We start from the raw sequence: 18,272 nt of genomic DNA on the forward strand, positions 1-18,272 counted from the left end.
TCGTCAGCAGCAGAGAAGCGAGATTATGCAGTGTTTCGTATAACTCGTCAACCCCATCTTTTTCGCTTCGCTGCGTTGTCGTTTGACTGCGCTGCGTCGCGAGGGACAGAACTATAGCGGACCCGGGGCCTGCGCGCAAGAGTAAAATGTCAGGTTTCGCAAATCGGTTTCGCTGCTGTCATGACTATCCTGCTTTCCACCCTCAATGCGCGCTACACCCATGCCTCGCTCGGGCTGCGCTACCTGCTCGCCAATATGGGGGAGCTGCAGGCGCAGACGCGCATCCAGGAATTCGTGATCGGCGCGAAGACGACCGAGATGGTGGAGCGCATCCTGGCAGCACAGCCCAAGATCGTCGGGTTCGGCGTCTATATATGGAACGTCGAGGAAACCTGCCGCCTGGTGGCGACGCTGAAGCGCGTGGCGCCACACCTGGTCATTGTTCTTGGTGGACCGGAAGTATCGTACGAAACGGGCGAGCAGGAGATTGCACGCCTGGCCGACTACATCGTGACCGGATGGGGAGACGTGACCTTCCCTAAATTGTGCGGCGAAATCCTGAACGGCCCGAAGCCCTTGATGAAGGTGCACGCAGGCGTGCAGCCGCCCATGGCGGAGATCAAGCTGCCATATTCGATCTACTCGGATGAAGACATCGCGCACCGCACCTTATATGTAGAAGCCTCGCGCGGCTGTCCGTTCAAGTGCGAGTTCTGCCTGTCGTCGCTGGACAAGACTGCGTGGCCGTTCAATATCGATGCCTTCCTAGCGGAGATGGAAGCGCTGCACGCCCGCGGCGCCCGCACCTTCAAGTTCGTGGACCGCACCTTCAACCTGAATATCAAGACCAGCCTGAAGATCATGCAGTTCTTCCTGGATAAGCTGGCCGCCGCGCCAGACGATCCGGTATATGCCCACTTCGAGCTGGTGCCGGATCATTTGCCGGATGCACTGAAGGAAGGCATCGCGAAGTTCCCACCCGGGACGCTGCAATTCGAAATCGGCATCCAGAGTTTCAACCCTGTGGTACAGGCCAACATCTCACGCAAGCAGGACAACGCCAAGGCCGCCGACAATATCCGCTGGCTTTGCGAGCATTCGGACGTGCACATGCACGTCGACCTGATTGCCGGCCTGCCCGGCGAAACCGTCGAGAGCTTCGCGGAAGGCTTCGACAAGCTGTGGGCCTTGGGCCCGCATGAAATCCAGTTCGGCATCCTGAAGCGGCTGCGCGGCACGCCGATCATCCGCCATACCCAGGAATTCGGGATGGTGTACGACCCCTACCCGCCATATACGATCCTGGCCAACCGCGATATTGATTTTTCAACCATGCAGCGCCTGGTGCGGTTCGCGCGCTTCTGGGATCTTGTAGCGAATTCGGGACGCTTCACGCATGCCGTGCCTGTGCTGCTGGGTGACACTCCGTTTAAATCGTTTATGGCGTTTTCTGATTGGCTTTATGCCAACACGGACGCGACGCACAGGATTGCGCTGGACCGGCTGGCAGTGATGGTCGGGCGCTGGCTTGGGGTTGCCGGCATGGACGCCGCAGCGGTAGCTGAACTGCTGGCACGCGATGGACACGGGGTGAAACAGAAGTCGACGGCGCCTGCAAGCGCTGCGCCGGCACGGCAGGTGCGGCACCTGGCAGCGTGACCCGCGCTGAGTGGCGCGACAGGCGAAACTCTTTTACACTGGTGGCATGCCTATTGCTCAAGAGCCAACGTTATCTATCAGCCCAGACGGGCGCACGGTTTCAGCCGGGGGAACCTGGCAAGTCAGTGCACTCGCCAGCAAGCGGGTAATGAAGGCGATATCCGGCTGCCTGGATCATGTGAAAGACATCCACGCAGTCGAGTGGGACTTGAGCGGTGTTGAAATGCTGGACCACGTCGGCGCGCAACTGCTGTGGAGCGCCTGGGACTACAAACGCCCGGCCAAGCTGAAGCTGGTCAACGGGCAGGAAGAAATCTTCAAGCGCATCGAGACTGCCGGCAAGCTGGAAATGCCGCGCCCGCGCAAGGAGCGCTTCGGCTGGGTGACCACGCTGGGCTTTGGCGTCCTGCACTTCCTCGAACATATGCGGGGCTTCGTGCAGTTGATTGGCTCGGTGGTGCAGGACGTGGGGCGTTTTGCCACGCAACCGATGCGCGGGCCGTGGCGCGAAATCTCAGCCAATATTTTCCACGCCGGTTTCCAGGCGCTGGGCATTACCGCGCTGGTCGGCTTCCTGATCGGCGTGGTGCTGTCTTACCTGTCGGCGCAGCAGCTTCGTAATTTTGGCGGCGACATTTACCTGGTCAACCTGCTCGGCATGTCGATCGTGCGCGAGCTGGGCCCATTGATGGCGGCGATCCTGGTGGCGGGCCGCTCCGGATCGGCCATCACTGCGCAACTGGGCGTGATGCGCGTGACGGAAGAACTGGATGCGATGCTCGTCATGGGCATTTCGCACGGCTACCGCCTGATCATGCCCAAAGTGCTTGCGCTGGCGATCTCCATGCCCCTGCTGGTGATCTGGACCGACGCGGCGGCGCTCATCGGCGGCATGATTGCCGCGAAAGTGGAGCTGAACCTGTCGATCCGCTACTTCATCATGAAGCTGCCGCAGGTCGTGCCGCTGGCGAACTACTACATCGGCCTGTTCAAGGGCGCGGTGTTCGGCATGCTGATTGCGATGGTGTCCTGCCACTTTGGCCTGCGCATCGAACCGAATACGGAAAGCCTTGGCCGCGGCACCACCACTTCGGTGGTCACGGCGATTACGGTGGTCATCCTGGCGAACGCGGTATTTGCGATCGTCTTCAATGGAGTGGGTTACTGATGAACGACCTGCCACAACAAGAAGAGGAAAACTGCGGCTGCCCCGAGAGCGAGAGCAAGCTGACGCTCGATGGCAGCGTGCCTGCGGTGGAGATCACCAACCTGCAGACCAAATTCGGCCGCACGGTCATCCACAATGACCTGAACCTGACCATCGAGAATGGCGAAATCCTGTCGATCGTGGGCGGATCAGGCACCGGCAAGACCGTGCTGCTGCGGCAGATGCTGGGACTGGAACGCCCAACCAGGGGTTGCGTGCGCGTCTTCGGCGAGGACATCACGGTCGCGTCCCAGGGCCACCTGCAGGAACTGCGCAACCACTGGGGCATGCTGTTCCAGCAGGGCGCGCTGTACTCCGCCTTGACGGTGTTCGAGAACGTAGCGCAGCCGATGATGGAACTCGGCACCCTGCCCCCGCACCTGATCCGCGATGCGGTGCTGCTGAAAATGAATATGGTGGGCCTGGGGCCGGAACATGCGAACAAGATGCCGAGCGACCTGTCGGGCGGCATGATCAAGCGCGTGGCGCTGGCACGCGCCCTGGCGCTGGAGCCGAAGCTGCTGTTCCTGGACGAGCCTACCGCCGGCCTGGACCCGGACCTGTCGGAGAGCTTCGTGTCGCTGATCAAGTCCCTGCACCGCGAGCTGCGCCTGACCGTGGTAATGGTGACGCACGACCTGGATACGCTGTTCGCGCTGTCCACGCGCATTGCAGTGCTGGCGGAAAAACATGTGTTGGCGATCGGGCCGACCCGCGAGGTGATCAAGACCGATCACCCGTTTATCAAGGAATTCTTCCTGGGCGACCGCGGCAAGCGCGCGCTGGAGGCCCTGGAATAAGGAGCAAGGCATGGAAAACAGATCACACGCTTTGATGACAGGCATCTTCACGATCTCGCTGCTGATCGCGGCGATCCTGTTCGGCATCTGGTTCAATCGCGACCGGGTGAAGTACGACCCTTACCTGATTGCGACCACGCAGTCGGTGCCCGGACTGAATCCGCAGGCGGCGGTGCGCTATCGCGGGCTCGAAATCGGCAAGGTGGACGACATCGATTTCGACCCCAAGCTGGCCGGCCAGATCCTGATCCACCTGAGCATCGACCCGGCGACGCCGATTACCAAGACCACGTATGCGACGCTGGGCTACCAGGGCGTAACCGGCATTGCCTATATCCAGCTGGACGACGAATCTGTCGGCTCTCCGGCGCTGGCGACCAGCAAGCAAAACCCGAGCCGCATCCCGCTGCAGCCAGGCCTGTTCGACCAGCTGGAAAAGCGCGGCACGGCAATCCTGGAAAAGGCGGAAGAAGTAGGCAAAAAGCTGGATACCCTGCTCAGCCCAGATAACCAGAAGACGATGCTGGCCGCCTTCAGCGACGTGAGCGAGGCAGCCAACTCTTACAAGGACCTGGCAGCGAAGCTGGATCCGGCCGTGCAGAAGATCCCTGCGCTGGTGGAGCACGGCGACCGCGCCTTGCAGTCGGTGGATACGCTGGCCAATGAGGCGAGCAAGGTGGCGCGCACGCTGCAGGGGCCGGACGGCGCCGTGCAGCGCATTACCGCTTCCGTCGATCGCGCGACGACTTCCGTCGAGGCGGTGGCCAGCGGGGTTGAACTGGAAACCCTGCCGGGCGTGACCGGGCTGGCCGACGAGACCAAGTCTTCCATGCGCGCCATTCGCCGCACCATGAATAATATTAGCGATCGCCCATCGAGTATCCTGTTCGGCGCGCCCGGCACGCCGCCGGGACCGGGCGAACCTGGCTTTGACCCGACGGGAAAATAAAGGCAAACAAGGACCAGCAATGAAGAAAAACAAACTCCTGATCGCCGTTGCAGCTGCCGCCGCGCTGGCCGGCTGCGCCAGCAAGGGCCCGCAGCCGACCTCCTACGACTTCGGGCCGATGGGCGCACCGTTGCCGGCAGCCAGCCTGGCGTCCGCCACCGCAGGCAGCAGCGGCACCGACGGCATCAATGGCACCAATGGCAGCAATGGCGCCGCCGGCCCGGCAGCTGGAATTCCAGCCCTGGTCGTATCGGACGTGAGCGGGCCGGCTTCGCTGGACACGCAGCGCATGTTCTACCGCCTGATGTATGCCGACGCCCGCCAGTCACGCCCTTATGCCTACAACAACTGGTCGGTAACGCCGCTGCAGCTGCTGTCGCAGCGCCTGAAAGCCCGCATCGCGCAAGCCGGCGTCAAGGTCGTGTCGACCACCGACGCGGCCGGCGGCCTGCCCCTGCTGCGCCTCGAGGCAGACGAGTTCTCGCAGAACTTCGACAGCGCCACCCGGAGCAGCGCCAGCATCACCCTGCGCGCCTCGGTATTCCGCAACCACAAGCTGGTCGACCAGCGCACCTTCAGCCGCACTGCGCAGGCACCGAGCGCCGACGCGGCAGGTGGCGCTAGCGCACTGGCCGAAAGCACCGACGGCATCGCCGCCGACATCCTGGCCTGGCTGGCAAGCATGCCCAAGTAAACCATGAGCGAAGAAGCGCCCGCCCCAGCTCCCGCGCCGACGCCTGCCCCGGCCCCCAAGCCGCCGGTACGTACCGGCTCACCGGTGGCACGTGCCACCCTGCTCGCCTATACGGTGCTGATCGTGTATGCGAGCTGGTTCCCCTTCTCCGGCTGGCAGAACCAGGGGCTGTCGCCGCTGATCTTCTTCGAATGGACTTCGCTGCCGCGCTATTGGACGGGCTTTGATGCCGGCATCAACGTGATCGGCTACATCCCTTTCGGCATGCTGCTGGTCTATGCGATGCGGCCCAGGATCACCGGCTTCTGGGCCTTCCTGCTGGCCAGCATTGCCGGCATGCTGGTCTCCGGCACGATGGAAGCGGTGCAGACCTACCTGCCGACCCGCGTTTCCTCCAACCTGGACTTCTACACCAACAGTGCAGGTTCGATCATCGGCGCCTTCATCGGCGCGCTGACCGCGCACAAGCTGATGGACACCAGCAACGCCTACAAGCTGCGCCAGCGCTGGTTCGCCCAGCACGCCAGCCAGGGCCTGGTGCTGGTGGCGCTATGGCCGCTGACCCAGATCTACCCGCAAGGCTTCCTGTTCGGCCTGGGCCAGCTGCTGCCGATCCTGTCCGAGTGGCTCAGCGAATTGCTGGACATGGAGATCGACCTGGCTGCCATGGTGCGGCCGGACGTGACGCTGACGGTGGAGCAGTACTGGCTGTCCGAGACCATCGTTACCGCCTGCGGCATGGTGGGCGCCGCCCTGACCCTGCTGTGCATCCTGCGCAAGCCGGCTCCGCGCGCGCCGCTGGTGGCCCTGCTGGTGGTCGCCGCCGTGCTGGTGAAATCACTCTCGACCGCGCTGCAGCTCGGCCCCGACTCGGCCTTCGTATGGGTCACGCCGGGCGCGCAGGGCGGCTTCCTGATCGGCGTGATCATGCTGGGCGGGCTGATTTTCGCGCCCCACGTGGCGCAGCGCCGGCTGGCGGTGGCGACGCTGCTGCTCAGCCTCCTGATCGTCAATACCACCCCGACCAATCCCTACTTCAGCGAAACGCTGCAGACCTGGGTGCGGGCGAAATTCCTCAACTTCTACGGCGCGGCCCAGTTCCTGTCGCTGGCGTGGCCATTGGCAGCCCTCTGGTACCTTTGCCTCCCATCGCACAAGCTGAACAAGGAAACCCGGGAAACCCCGGTAAAATAAGCGCCTGCATTAAGAAAGGCTTCAGATGAGCGACAACCAATACTACAAGCATCACGTGTTCTTCTGTACGAACCACCGTGATGACGGCCGCGAAAGCTGCGGCCCGCGCGGCGCCGAAGCCGCACAAAAGCACGCCAAGAAACGCTGCAAGGAACTCAACCTGAACGGCGAAGGCAAGGTGCGCATCAATTCCGCCGGTTGCCTGGACCGCTGCGAACACGGCCCGGTCGCCGTGGTCTACCCCGAAGGCACCTGGTACACCTACGTTGACACTGCCGACATCGACGAAATCGTCGACAGCCACCTGGTCAACGGCAAAGAAGTAGAGCGCCTGAAAATCAAATGATGAACAAGAATTCCGAGAAGTTTTCGCTGCAGGGCGGCGCCGGCCTGATGGAAGGCCTGATCGACATGCCGGCCGGTACGCCGAAAGGCATCGCCCTGGTGGCCCATCCGCACCCGCTGTACGGCGGCACCATGGAAAACAAGGTGGCGCAAACCCTGGCGCGCACCTTCGTGGCGCTGGGCTATGTGGCTGCACGCATCAACTTCCGCGGCGTGGGCGCATCCGAGGGTGTACATGACCACGGACACGGCGAAACCGACGACATGATGATCCTGTACCAGCACATGGTGCAGCGCTTCCCCGGCCTGCCGGTGTCGCTGTCGGGATTCTCGTTCGGCACCTTCGTGCAATCGCACCTGGCGCAGCGCCTGGCCGCTGCCGGCACCCCGGCGGAACGCCTGGTGCTGGTCGGTACCGCCGCTGCCAAATGGCAGATCGCCGGCGTACCGGCAGACACCATCCTGATCCACGGCGAAAACGATGAAACGATCCCGTTGATCGACGTGCTGGATTACGCACGCCCGCAGGACATTCCTGTGATCGTGATTCCCGGCGCCGACCATTTCTTCCACCGCAAGCTCGGTCACATCAAGAACTGGGTGATCGCCTTGTGGGGATCGAAAGCACAATAATTTCCCCCCGCAACCCCTACTCGTAAGAACAAGCACCAATGAAAAAGATCATCGCTGCACTGGCAACCAGTGTGCTGCTCATGACTTCCGCGGTGGCGCAGACGCTGCCGCCGCCGACCATCGCCGCCAAATCCTGGCTGCTGCTGGATTCCTCCAGCGGCCAGGTGATCGCCGCCCAGGACCCGGATTCGCGCGTGGAACCGGCTTCCCTGACCAAGATCATGACCGCCTACCTGACCTTCCAGGCCCTCAAGGACAAGAAACTGACCCTGGACCAGAAGGTGAACGTGTCGGTCAAGGCATGGAAAGTGGACTCCAGCTCGTCCAAGATGTTCATCGACCCGGCCACCCCGGTCTCGATCAACGACCTGCTGTACGGCCTGATGGTCCAATCCGGCAATGACGCCGCCGTGGCGTTGGCGGAAGCCGTAGCCGGCGACGAATCGACCTTCGTCACCCTGATGAACCGTGAAGCGCAGCGCATGGGCATGGCCAACTCCCACTTCGCCAACGCGCACGGCCTGCCTTCGCCGGAGAACTACACCACGGCGCGCGACCTGTCCGTATTGGCGCGCCACGTGATCCAGGACTACCCTGAGTTCTACAAGATCGATTCGGTGAAGAGCTTCACCTACAACAAGATCACCCAGCAGAACCGCAACCGCCTGCTGTGGCTCGACCCGACCGTCGACGGCATGAAGACCGGCCATACCGAATCGGCCGGCTACTGCATGGTGGCTTCGGCCAAGCGCCCGGCCGGCAACCTGGAGCGCCGCCTGATCTCGGTGGTGATGGGCACCAATTCCGACGGTACCCGTACCGCGGAAAGCCAGAAGCTGCTGAACTGGGGCTTCCAGAACTTCGACACCGTGAAGCTGTATTCCAAGGGCCAGGCTGTCTATACCCCGGAAATCTGGAAAGGTTCGCAGGCGACCGTGAAGATCGGCTTCACCAACGACGTGCTGGTGACCGTGCCAAAGGGCGTAGCAGCCAAGATGAAGCCCCTGCTGGAGCGCAAGGACCCGCTGGTGGCGCCTATCGCCGCCAATACCCGCGTCGGCACGCTGAAGATGATGGTGGATGGCAAACCGCTGCTGGAACTGCCGGTGGTGGCGCTCGAAACGGTTGACCAGGCTTCGATCTTCGGCCGCGCATGGGATTCCGTGCGCCTGTGGATGAAGTAATGGCGAAACTGGGCCTTTCCCGCATCGTCGCGGGCATGTGGCGCATGACCGAATGGGACATGACGCCGCAGCAGCGGCTGTCCTTCATCGAGCAGTGCATCGCGCTGGGCGTGACTTCCTTCGACCATGCCGACATTTACGGCGGCTATGGCGTGGAAGGCCTGTTCGGCGAAGCGCTGGCGTTGAAGCCTGCGCTGCGCGAGCAGATACAGATTGTGAGCAAGTGCGGCATCAAGCTGGTTTCCGGCCGCCGGCCGACGCATACCATCCAGCATTACGACACCAGCTCCGCGCATATCGTGGCGTCGGTGGAGAATTCGCTGAAGGAGCTGCGCACGGATTACCTGGATTTGCTGCTGATTCATCGTCCTGATCCCTTGATGGACTTCGATGAGGTGGCAAATACGTTCCAGCGCTTGCGGTCTGAGGGGAAGGTGCGGGAGTTCGGGGTGTCGAACTTTTCGCGGCATCAGTTCGAGACGCTGAACAAGCGGGTGCCGCTGGCGACCAACCAGGTGGAGTTTTCTCCGCTGCACCTGGAGCCGATGTTTGATGAGACTTTCGATGGGCTGCAGGACCTGGGCGTGCAGCCGATGATCTGGTCGCCTTTGGGCGGCGGACGCTTGTTCACCGCCGGCGACGAGCAGGGCGAGCGGCTGCGCTTGAAGATCAAGGAAGTGGCGGATGAATTGAATCGTCCGTTTGCGAGCGTGGTGTTTGCTTGGATTATGCAGTTGCCTTGCAGGCCGGTGCCTTTGACTGGCTCTGGTCGCATTGAGTCGGTCCAGGTGGCGGTCGAAGCGACGCAGTTTTCTCTTAGCAGGCCGCAGTGGTTTGAGATCCTGCGTGCGGCGCGGGGGCATGAAGTGGCCTGAAAAACCGGCACCCCGGTGCCTGACCCGCAGGGTCAGGCACCGATACGCGGCGGCCGCTGGACAGGTGTCAGACCCTGCGGGTCTGACACCGAATTACCGGTTCTAATCAGTCATCCGGAAAAACCTGCGGCGGCGCAATCCCGCGCCATCCAGCACGCCAGGCCAGGTTCAGCCCCACAGTGAACGCAATGTACACCACAAAGAACAGCACAAAGTAATAAGCCCGCAGCCAGACCAGCAGCCCCACATTCACCGCCAGCAGCACCAGCGCCGCGGTGGACTTCTTCTGCTTCGAGCTAGGGAAGCGAATGGTCGACACCATCAGGCTGCCCACCACAAACAGCAGGGCTACGACGAAATACCCCTCAAGGCTCGAATCCGGAAACTCCGGCCACGCCACCACCACCGACGCCACGCAAGCCGCGCCCGCGGTAATCGGCATCCCCACGAAGTACTTCGGATCGGTCCGCCCCACATTCACATTGAAGCGCGCCAGCCGCAGCGCACCGCAAGCCACGAAGAAGAACGCCGCAATCCCGCCAATCCGCAGCAGGGTCGGATCCGCCGGCCCCATTTGCACGAAGCCATAGCAGTACAACAGCACCGCAGGTGCGCAGCCAAAGTTCATCACGTCGGCAATCGAGTCGAGCTGCACGCCGAAGTCGGAACCGGTACCGGTGGCGCGCGCCACGAAGCCATCCAGCGCGTCGAAGATCCCGGCCAGCACCAGCAAAGCGGCCGCCAGGCGGTAGTCCTGCGCCAGCCCGAGATGGGCGTTGTCGACGGAAATCACGATGCTGGCAAAGCCGCAGGCGATCGAGAGCAGCGTTACCGTGCTTGGTAAGGCAAATTTGGCGCGTTGGAGTCGCTGATGTCGTTGAGTATTCAAATTAAGGCAATGATGATCAAAAAGGAAAGGCTATTTTACCCTGCTCGAGGATTTACAAAAGAAACACATATTGCCTGAAATTGGCATAGAATCGCGCCATAAAGGAGTTCATTATGAATACCCTCATTAAATGGCACCAAAAGCCGATAGCCCTGCTGGTCGCAGCCTTGCTTACCGCTTGCGGTGGCGGCGGCGGCGGTGACAGTTCCGCGCCGCCGGTACTGAACCCGCCGGTGACCAATCCGCCAACCACATCGTGCGTTGTTTCGCCGACCGGCCTGCCGGGCGCTACGGGCGATACGGCCATCGACGGCTTCAACTGGTTCAATTACCGCCGCGCCGACATTGGCTTGGATATGCTGTCGTGTAATGAATTCCTGAACAAGGCTGCCCTGGCGCACTCGAACTACCTGCGCCTGAATAACATCGTGTCGCACGACGAGGTGCCTGGCAACCCAGGCTTCACCGGTGCGACGTTGCCGGACCGCCTGGCCAGCGCAAGCTACATCCTGGGCGATAACAACTATGCCTATGGCGAAGTGATTTCCGCTGCCAGCGACCGCTCTGGCTTCTACCACGCGGAAGAATTGATCGCTGCGATCTATCACCGCTTCGTGATCTTCGAACCCCAGTTCCGCGAGATGGGTACTGGCGCCTCGAGCTCGGGCAGCGGCTACACCTACTTCACCTCCGACATGGCGACCCACAACGGCTTTGGCGCCGGTCTGGGTAAAGGCAACACGGTTACCTACCCGAAGAATGGCCAGGTTTCTGTCCCGACCTCGTTCGACAGCGATACCGAATCGCCCGATCCGGTGCCGAACCTGAATCGTGTCGGCTACCCGGTCAGCATTCACTCGGATATCACCACCACCGACGGCATCAAGGTGACGGCGGCAAACTTCACGATCCGCCCGCGCGGAGGTTCGCCGCTCGCCACGCGCCTGTTGACGAGCGCGACGGACTCCGAACACACGCGGAAACAGTCCGCAGCCATTGTTCCGCTGACAACGCTGCTGTCCAACACGACGTATGACGTCAGCTTCGTGGGCACGGTCGACGGCATCGCCGTGACGAAAAACTGGTCATTTACGACAAAATAGAGTCCCGCCCCTAGCCCACATCGGGACAGAGTGCTAAATTCTGTCCTGATGAACAAGCTTCTTTCCAGCGCACCAATACGCCAGCGCCTCGACATCGAGGAGGGACTGGATCGCCTGATGGGCGAGCGTGCGCTGTATCTTCAAATCCTGCGCCGCTTCCTGCAGGACTATCGCGATTCCTGTGAACGTATCCAGTCGCTGCTCGCGCAGCAGCTGGACGCCAAGGCGCAACTGGCAGCGCACTCCCTGAAAGGTTCCGCCGGCCTGATTGGCGCGCAGCTGGTGCACGACCAGGCAGTCCTGGTGGAAAACGCGATCGCCGACGGCGCCGACCCGGCCGCCCTGGTAGCGCAACTCGAGGTGCTGCTGCGCGAAACCTGCGGCAGCATCGACGACCTGCTACACGAGCATGGCGACAAAGCCGCATCGAGCGAAACGCCCGCCGTCGATCCCGCGCAATTGCGCGCACTGATCGAAGAACTGGTGGGACTGTTGCGTGAAGGTGATGGCGCGGCCATCGACCTGGTGGAGAAATCGGCGACGATCCTGGCAACTGCGCTGGGCGTGCCGACCTTCCAGATGATTGCGGCGGCTACGCATGCATTCGATTTCGAGACTGCGCTGGACGTGCTGGAGATGGAACTCTAGCCGCTATCAACCTGAGAAGTGCGCCTCTTCATCGAAGGAATCCGCGCACTCCTTGCCGCAGAACCGGCGCACTGCATCCAAGGGTTTTTCGCAGTACCAGCAGGAGCCTTTGGGAGGCAGCGATTGGCGCACGCCGCTTGGACGCTCGGCCGTTGCGACACTTTGTGCGGGTGGGATTTCCTGTTGCGTCTCCACGATATTCCCCTTTACTGACAAGCCCTGGAACCAAGGTTACTGCTTTGCGCGGACAGGAGCATGACCTGCCTCAACAAAATAATAGCAGGATTAAATCAGTGGCATAGGGGACGCAACGTGCGCCAGCGCACCAAAAGAAACATAAATATTCCAATGGGATGCGCCGGCGCGATAGGACTTTGTTCCGTGACATCACAATGATGCGGAAGCCGCGAAGATGCCTTATCTTTGCATCCCGATTTCACTGCAACTGCCAAACCCATGTCACGTTCCGAACGCCTGCTCAATCTCTTGCAAGTCCTGCGGCGCTACCGCCGCCCGGTCAGCGGCCAGGTCCTGGCCAATGAACTTGGCATCAGCATCCGCACCTTGTATCGCGATATCGCCAGCCTGCAGGCCCAAGGGGCCATGATTGAAGGCGAACCGCGTATCGGCTACGTCATGAAGCCCGGCTTTATGCTGCCGCCCTTGATGTTTGGCTCGGAAGAGCTGGATGCCCTGGTGCTGGGCATGCGCTGGGTCGCGGATCGTTGCGACCCGACGCTGGTCGAGGGAGCCATGAATGTGTTGGCCAAGGTTTCAGCCGTGTTGCCTGCAGAGTTGCGGCGCGAGTTGGATGAGTCGGCACTGCTGGTTGGCGCCCCATTGCGCAGGCCGGGCAACCCACCGTCTCCCGACATGCTGCGCAATGCCGTGCGCTCCGAACAGAAGCTGCTGATCACTTACGCGGATGGCAGCGGCATCCGGACGCAACGCGTAGTGTGGCCTTTTGCCTTGGTCTATTTTGACCAGGCCAGGGTGCTGATGTGCTGGTGCGAGCTGAGAAACGGCTTCCGCAACTTCCGTGCAGATCGGATTCTGGCAACAGCGGAAACGCATGAACGCTATCCGAAGCGACGCGCCGCCCTGCTGCGCGAATGGCGCAAGGCCCATCGGGAAGCCGCCGAATCAATACTGCCAGAATCTGGCAGGATAGGAACTTAAACTGGCTCCTCTTTCAAACCAGGAGCTCAGAATGAAATTCGCATCGGTACGCGTGGTGACGCAGGATCTCGACAGCATGATCGCGTTTTACCAGCACCTTTCCGGCATCGCGGCAAATCGTCCCGCAGAGGGTTTTGCAGAAATCCACTTCAACGGGGCCGTGCTGGCCCTTTCTTCAGAACGGCTGATCGCCCTGTTCAATGTGGGAGCGGCAAAAGCGGCAGCCAATCAATCAGCAATCCTGGAGTTTGAAGTCAGCGACGTGGATGCAGTGTTCGAGCGGGTAGCCGGCAATGGCGTTGATATCGTCATGCCGACAACGAGAATGCCGTGGGGGAACCGCTCCTTGCTGCTACGCGACCCTGACGGCAATCTCGTCAACATCTTCTCCCGTCCCGCCAATTAGCGGTGCTTCATTTGCCGATGCAGAAGCGGGAGAAGATCACGCCCAGCAGGTCGTCGGAGGAGAACTCGCCGGTGATGGTGGAAAGCTGCACTTGCGCGAGACGCAGTTCTTCCGCGAACAAGTCCAGCGACTGGTCGGTTTGCGCCGCGTGCTGGCCGGCATAGTCAAGGTGGCGGGACGCGTTGCGCAAGGCGATCAGGTGGCGTTCGCGCGCGAGGTAGAGCGACTCGCCGGTCTGCTGCCAGCCGGCGATGCGCAGCAGTTCCGCGCGCAGCAGGTCGATGCCGGTCTTCTCGTTGGCGGAAAGGTAGATGTGCGTTGCATCGGCCATCTGGTCGACCGACGGCTTATGGCCCGACAGGTCGATCTTGTTCCAGATGCGCAGCACCGGCACGCCTTGCGGGAAGTTCGCGACGATGGTTTCGTCATGCCGGGTCGGGCCGTGGTCGGCGTCCAGCAGGTGCAGGATGACGTCGGCCTTGCCCACTTCGCCCCAGGTGCGTTCGATGCCGATGCGCTCCACCACGTCCACCGTTTCATCGTGGCCGCGGATACCGGCGGTGTCGATGATGTTGAGCGGGATGCCTTCGATCTGGATGGTCTCGCTGACCTTGTCGCGCGTGGTGCCGGCGATCGGCGTGACGATGGCGACTTCGGCGCCGGCCAGTGCGTTCAGGAGTGAGGACTTGCCCACGTTCGGCTGGCCGACCAGCACCACGTTCAGGCCTTCACGCAGCAGCGCGCCTTGCGAGGCTTGCTTGAACACCTGGTCGAGGGCTTCGACGATGCCTTTCAGTTGGCCGCGTGCATCGGACTTTTCGAGGAAGTCGATTTCTTCTTCCGGGAAGTCGAGCGTGGCTTCCACCAGCATGCGCAGGTGGGTGACGCGCTCCACCAGGGCGTGGATGGTCTGCGAGAAGGCGCCGCTCAGGCTTGCGCTGGCGGATTTGGCGGCGGCTTCGGTGGAGGCGTCGATCAGGTCGGCGACGGCTTCGGCCTGGGCCAGGTCCAGCTTGTCGTTCAGGTAGGCGCGGCGGGTGAATTCGCCGGGTTCGGCCAGGCGCAGGCCTTGTTCGGCGCCGGCTTCCAGCACGCGCTGCAGCAGCATTTGCAGGACGATCGGGCCGCCGTGCCCTTGCAGCTCGATGACGTCTTCGCCGGTGTAGGAGTGCGGGGCTTTGAACCAGATTGCGATGCCCTGGTCGATCACGGTGCCGTCGGCTTGCGTGAAGGGGATGTAGGTGGCGTGGCGGGGCTTGAGGTCTGCGTCCTTGAATAGGGCTTTTGCCAGCGCCTGCAGGTTCTTGCCGCTGGCGCGCACGACGCCGATGCCGCCGCGGCCGGGGGCTGTGGCGATTGCTGCGATGGGGGAGGAGTCTAGGTTCATTTGGTGATTTTATTCTCTAAAACCGGTAAACCTGTGTCAGACCCGCAGGGTCTGACACTGTCTGCTCCACGGCCTGGGGTTTCGGCGGTTTACCGGTTAAAAAAAGCCCGCGTCTGGCGCGGGCTTTTCATTACTTACTTGGCGACGCCAACTTCAAGCTTTTTGGTAATCACCCACTGCTGCGCAATCGACAGCAGGTTGTTCACCACCCAGTACAGCACCAGGCCGGACGGGAAGAAGAAGAACATGACCGAGAAGGCAATCGGCATGAACATCATCATCTTGGCCTGCACCGGATCCGCAGGCTGCGGGTTCAGGCGGGTGGTGATGTACATCGAAATCGCGTACAGGATCGGCAGGATCGCCCATGGGTCGTGCTGGGTCAGGTCGGTGATCCACAGCGCCCATGGAGCGCCACGCATTTCAACCGACGCGTTCAGCACCCAGTACAGGGCGATAAACACCGGCATCTGCACCAGGATAGGCAGGCAGCCGCCGAGAGGATTGATCTTCTCGGTCTTGTACAGCTCCATCATGGCCTGGTTCATCTTCTGCGGATCGCCTTTGTAGCGCTCGCGGATGGCGGTCATCTTCGGCGTCACGGTCTTCATCTTCGCCATCGAGCGGAAGGAAGCGGCGGACAGCGGGAAGAACAGCAGCTTGATCGCCACGGTGAAGGCGATGATGGTCCAGCCCCAGTTGCCAACCACGGAGTGGATGGCAGCCATTGCCGCCCACATCGGGCGCGCCACGATGGCCAGCCAGCCGTAGTCCTTGACCAGGTCCAGGCCTTCGGTCACTTGCTTCAGGGTGTCGGTGTCTTGCGGGCCGGAGTACAGGCGGGCATTGTTGGTCACCGACGCGCCAGGCGCCAGGGTGCCCAGCGGCTGCACGACGCCGATGGAGTACAGGTTGTCGCCTTCTTTCTTGGTGAAGATAGTGCGCTCCAGCTTATCCTGCGGCACGAAAGCGGACACGAAGAAGTGCTGCGCAATGGCGACCCAGCCGTCCTTTGCCTCGGTCACGTGGCCAGGCTTGAACTTGGGATCTTCCGCCAGCGACTTGGCATCTTTCTCGATCTGCTTGAACTCGTACTTCTTATAGTGGCTCTCCGAGGTGTACATGGTCGGTGCGATGAACGATGGGTTCATGAAGCCCGAACCTTCCGGCGGAGTGCCGTCATGCTTCAGCTGCAGGTAGAGCTGAGGGCTCACAGGCGCGGCGCCGGTATTGGTGACGGTATGCTGCACGTCCACCACGTAGTCGCCCTTCTTGAAGGTGAAGGTCTTGACCAGCTTGACACCGCCCTGCTCCGCTTCCAGCACCAGTTTGACCTGGTTGGCGTCGTTCAGCACGCGCGCGCCCGGCTGGGCCACGAATGGAGTCTGGTGGTTAGGCAGGTTAGGCGCGTTCACCAGGCCGGTCTCGCCCAGGTAGATATGCTTGCCGTTCTCGCTGAACAGCACTTCGGTGTTGTTGCCACCCTTAGGTTTGCAGAACTCGAACAGGCCCCAGCAGCCGCCCAGCCAGCCCGGATCGGCGCTGCCCTTGTGCTTCAGCAGTTCCAGGCGCTTGATGGTGCCGCCCAGGGTGTCGATATCGACGCGCATCACGTCGGTGGTGATGGTCACCACTTCGGTCTTGATCGGAGCAGCAACCGCAGTGCCATTCACCGCGGCGGCAGCGCCGGCGGCAGCGGCAGCAGAAGCAGGCGTGCCCGCGGCAGTCGCGGAGGCCGAAGCTACGGCGGCTGGCTTGGCAGGAGCCGGAGCAAACATGGACGGCTTGCCGGTCGAGATCATCCAGTTATTCCACAGGATAACCAGCGAGACCGCGAAGACGATCCAGAGGATTGAGCGTTTATTGATATCCATTCGGTTCTTCAGGAGTGGTTGAAGTGCTTGGGCGGCACGGGATCGACCCCGCCCGCGTTCCAGGGATGGCAGCGGCAAACCCGGCGAAACGCCAGGTAACTGCCATGAGCCGCACCATGCTCGCGCACAGCTTCGAGCGCATAGTTGGAGCAGCTAGGGTAAAAACGGCAACTCGGTGCACCCATCAGCGGACGGATGACCCATTGGTAAAAGCGCAGCAGGATGGTCAGCAGCGTTTTCATTTTGCCGGCCTGGCCTTGTTAGCCGATGCAAAGAGGCGCGTCAGTTCCTGGCGCAGTTCGGCCTTCAGCTTGGCCGTGGTGGCCGGGCCGTCCTTGCTATTGACGGGGCGCGACAGGCGCACCACGCAATCAATGGAAGGCAGGCTGGACACGCGGAACAGTTCGCGCGTGACGCGCTTGATGGTGTTGCGGGTAACCGCGCGCGGTGCAAAGCGTTTGGCAACGACAATGCCCAGCCGCGCATTCGGCAGCTGGTTCTGGCGGGTATAGAGCACGAAGTGCGCGCTCTTCTGCGTTGGCCGCAAACTAAAAACGGATGAAAATTCATCCGTTTTTATGATGCGCCGAGCGCGAGCGAAGTCGTGTCTGCCTTCGCCTGTCGAGCTGTTAGGACAGCTTTCCACGCGATCAGCTAACAAGCGTGCTTAAACTACAGCCAGACGCTTGCGGCCTTTTGCACGACGTGCGTTCAGGACTTGACGGCCACCACGGGTAGCCATACGGGCGCGGAAGCCGTGGGTGCGCTTGCGACGCACAACGGAAGGTTGGTAAGTACGTTTCATGTTGGTCTCGCTTAAAAATACAAAATCGGGACGGGAAAGGTGTCCCTAAAAATGTTGGTGCCAATGACATTTCGCGCACTGCGCCAATCTCACTGCCCGCTAAATCCGCGCATCGTATCTGAAAAATTACGGACTACGGGCGGGGAACCCAGAATTATCAGGATTTTTCGGTTTACTGTCAACCACTTAAACCGCTGCAAACCGGTAAAACGGTGTCAGACCCGCAGGGTCTGACACCAGCCTGCGGCAGCCGCGGATCGGTGCCTGACCCTGCGGGTCAGGCACCGGGTTACCGGGTTGGTTGCGAAAAACCCAACCCCAGCACGCTTGTGCAAAATTTCTGGTTAACCTGTGGATAACTTCCGACTTAGCGGCTAGAATAGCGCGTTACGTGTGGCGATTACGAACGCCCTCCCACACTTTTTGCATATAGATAGATTC

20 protein-coding genes are annotated in these 18,272 nt (G+C 61.4%); 14 read left to right on the forward strand and 6 right to left on the reverse strand.

The window, feature by feature from the left end:
• Window positions 1-180: 180 nt before the first annotated feature.
• From ACN9M3_RS30945 to ACN9M3_RS30990, 10 genes are read left to right on the forward strand one after another with little or no spacing between them, the layout of a single operon-like run.
• Window positions 181-1,659, forward strand: coding sequence for a DUF4080 domain-containing protein (locus ACN9M3_RS30945; protein WP_426319709.1), 1,479 nt, complete (start codon window positions 181-183; stop codon window positions 1,657-1,659).
• A gap of 46 nt (window positions 1,660-1,705) precedes the next feature.
• On the forward strand, window positions 1,706-2,827 hold the full coding sequence (locus ACN9M3_RS30950) for an MlaE family ABC transporter permease (RefSeq protein ID WP_426166257.1): 1,122 nt from the start codon (window positions 1,706-1,708) through the stop codon (window positions 2,825-2,827).
• The gene (locus ACN9M3_RS30955) at window positions 2,827-3,666 is read left to right on the forward strand and encodes an ABC transporter ATP-binding protein (RefSeq protein WP_426166260.1); all 840 of its coding nucleotides are present in this window, start codon (window positions 2,827-2,829) and stop codon (window positions 3,664-3,666) included. The genes ACN9M3_RS30950 and ACN9M3_RS30955 overlap by 1 nt, the downstream gene beginning before the upstream one ends.
• A 10-nt stretch (window positions 3,667-3,676) precedes the next feature.
• A complete protein-coding gene (locus tag ACN9M3_RS30960; protein WP_426166263.1) occupies window positions 3,677-4,615 on the forward strand; it encodes an MlaD family protein in 939 nt (312 codons plus the stop codon).
• A 19-nt stretch (window positions 4,616-4,634) separates the two neighbouring features.
• The gene (locus ACN9M3_RS30965) at window positions 4,635-5,309 is read left to right on the forward strand and encodes an ABC-type transport auxiliary lipoprotein family protein (protein WP_426319713.1); all 675 of its coding nucleotides are present in this window, start codon (window positions 4,635-4,637) and stop codon (window positions 5,307-5,309) included.
• 3 nt (window positions 5,310-5,312) lie between these two features.
• On the forward strand, window positions 5,313-6,503 hold the full coding sequence (locus ACN9M3_RS30970) for a VanZ family protein (RefSeq protein ID WP_426319715.1): 1,191 nt from the start codon (window positions 5,313-5,315) through the stop codon (window positions 6,501-6,503).
• A gap of 25 nt (window positions 6,504-6,528) precedes the next feature.
• A complete protein-coding gene (locus tag ACN9M3_RS30975) occupies window positions 6,529-6,849 on the forward strand; it encodes a (2Fe-2S) ferredoxin domain-containing protein (protein ID WP_055932001.1) in 321 nt (106 codons plus the stop codon).
• A complete protein-coding gene (locus tag ACN9M3_RS30980) occupies window positions 6,849-7,481 on the forward strand; it encodes an alpha/beta hydrolase (protein ID WP_426323888.1) in 633 nt (210 codons plus the stop codon). The genes ACN9M3_RS30975 and ACN9M3_RS30980 overlap by 1 nt, the downstream gene beginning before the upstream one ends.
• A gap of 38 nt (window positions 7,482-7,519) precedes the next feature.
• Window positions 7,520-8,665 (forward strand): D-alanyl-D-alanine carboxypeptidase family protein, encoded by a 1,146-nt coding sequence (locus tag ACN9M3_RS30985; RefSeq protein ID WP_426319717.1) that lies wholly within the window; start codon window positions 7,520-7,522, stop codon window positions 8,663-8,665.
• The gene (locus ACN9M3_RS30990; protein ID WP_426319719.1) at window positions 8,665-9,540 is read left to right on the forward strand and encodes an aldo/keto reductase; all 876 of its coding nucleotides are present in this window, start codon (window positions 8,665-8,667) and stop codon (window positions 9,538-9,540) included. Before ACN9M3_RS30985 ends, ACN9M3_RS30990 begins: the two co-directional genes overlap by 1 nt.
• Before the next feature lie 106 nt (window positions 9,541-9,646).
• On the opposite strand, the gene pssA is transcribed toward ACN9M3_RS30990, so the two are convergent.
• Window positions 9,647-10,429, reverse strand: a complete 783-nt coding sequence (gene pssA, locus ACN9M3_RS30995; RefSeq protein WP_426166280.1) for a CDP-diacylglycerol--serine O-phosphatidyltransferase — start codon at window positions 10,427-10,429, stop codon at window positions 9,647-9,649.
• Between the two features lie 113 nt (window positions 10,430-10,542).
• On the opposite strand from pssA, the gene ACN9M3_RS31000 reads away from it, so the two are divergent.
• The 4 genes from ACN9M3_RS31000 (at window position 10,543) to ACN9M3_RS31015 (ending at window position 13,765) form a co-directional block, all read left to right on the forward strand.
• Window positions 10,543-11,532: a CAP domain-containing protein gene (locus ACN9M3_RS31000; RefSeq protein WP_426319721.1), complete on the forward strand. Its 990-nt coding sequence runs from the start codon at window positions 10,543-10,545 to the stop codon at window positions 11,530-11,532.
• 48 nt (window positions 11,533-11,580) lie between these two features.
• Window positions 11,581-12,180 carry an Hpt domain-containing protein gene (locus ACN9M3_RS31005; RefSeq protein ID WP_426319723.1) on the forward strand — a complete coding sequence of 200 codons (600 nt, stop codon included), beginning with the start codon at window positions 11,581-11,583 and terminating at the stop codon, window positions 12,178-12,180.
• A 456-nt stretch (window positions 12,181-12,636) separates the two neighbouring features.
• Window positions 12,637-13,359, forward strand: a complete 723-nt coding sequence (locus ACN9M3_RS31010) for a helix-turn-helix transcriptional regulator (RefSeq protein WP_426319725.1) — start codon at window positions 12,637-12,639, stop codon at window positions 13,357-13,359.
• A gap of 31 nt (window positions 13,360-13,390) precedes the next feature.
• The gene (locus tag ACN9M3_RS31015; RefSeq protein WP_426319727.1) at window positions 13,391-13,765 is read left to right on the forward strand and encodes a VOC family protein; all 375 of its coding nucleotides are present in this window, start codon (window positions 13,391-13,393) and stop codon (window positions 13,763-13,765) included.
• Window positions 13,766-13,772: 7 nt separating this feature from the next.
• On the opposite strand, the gene mnmE is transcribed toward ACN9M3_RS31015, so the two are convergent.
• The 5 genes from mnmE to rpmH form a co-directional block, all read right to left on the reverse strand.
• Window positions 13,773-15,152, reverse strand: coding sequence for a tRNA uridine-5-carboxymethylaminomethyl(34) synthesis GTPase MnmE (gene mnmE, locus ACN9M3_RS31020; RefSeq protein ID WP_426319729.1), 1,380 nt, complete (start codon window positions 15,150-15,152; stop codon window positions 13,773-13,775).
• Between the two features lie 134 nt (window positions 15,153-15,286).
• Window positions 15,287-17,026 carry a membrane protein insertase YidC gene (gene yidC / locus ACN9M3_RS31025; RefSeq protein WP_426319731.1) on the reverse strand — a complete coding sequence of 580 codons (1,740 nt, stop codon included), beginning with the start codon at window positions 17,024-17,026 and terminating at the stop codon, window positions 15,287-15,289.
• Window positions 17,027-17,034: 8 nt separating this feature from the next.
• A complete protein-coding gene (gene yidD / locus ACN9M3_RS31030) occupies window positions 17,035-17,268 on the reverse strand; it encodes a membrane protein insertion efficiency factor YidD (protein ID WP_426166301.1) in 234 nt (77 codons plus the stop codon).
• Entirely contained in the window at window positions 17,265-17,672 is a 408-nt protein-coding gene (gene rnpA / locus ACN9M3_RS31035) for a ribonuclease P protein component (RefSeq protein ID WP_426319733.1), read from the reverse strand. Before rnpA ends, yidD begins: the two co-directional genes overlap by 4 nt.
• Before the next feature lie 21 nt (window positions 17,673-17,693).
• Window positions 17,694-17,831, reverse strand: coding sequence for a 50S ribosomal protein L34 (rpmH, locus tag ACN9M3_RS31040; protein ID WP_078035393.1), 138 nt, complete (start codon window positions 17,829-17,831; stop codon window positions 17,694-17,696).
• Window positions 17,832-18,272: the final 441 nt, after the last annotated feature.

Source organism: Pseudoduganella sp. R-43, from assembly GCF_049913255.1.
Lineage (GTDB): Bacteria > Pseudomonadota > Gammaproteobacteria > Burkholderiales > Burkholderiaceae_D > Rugamonas.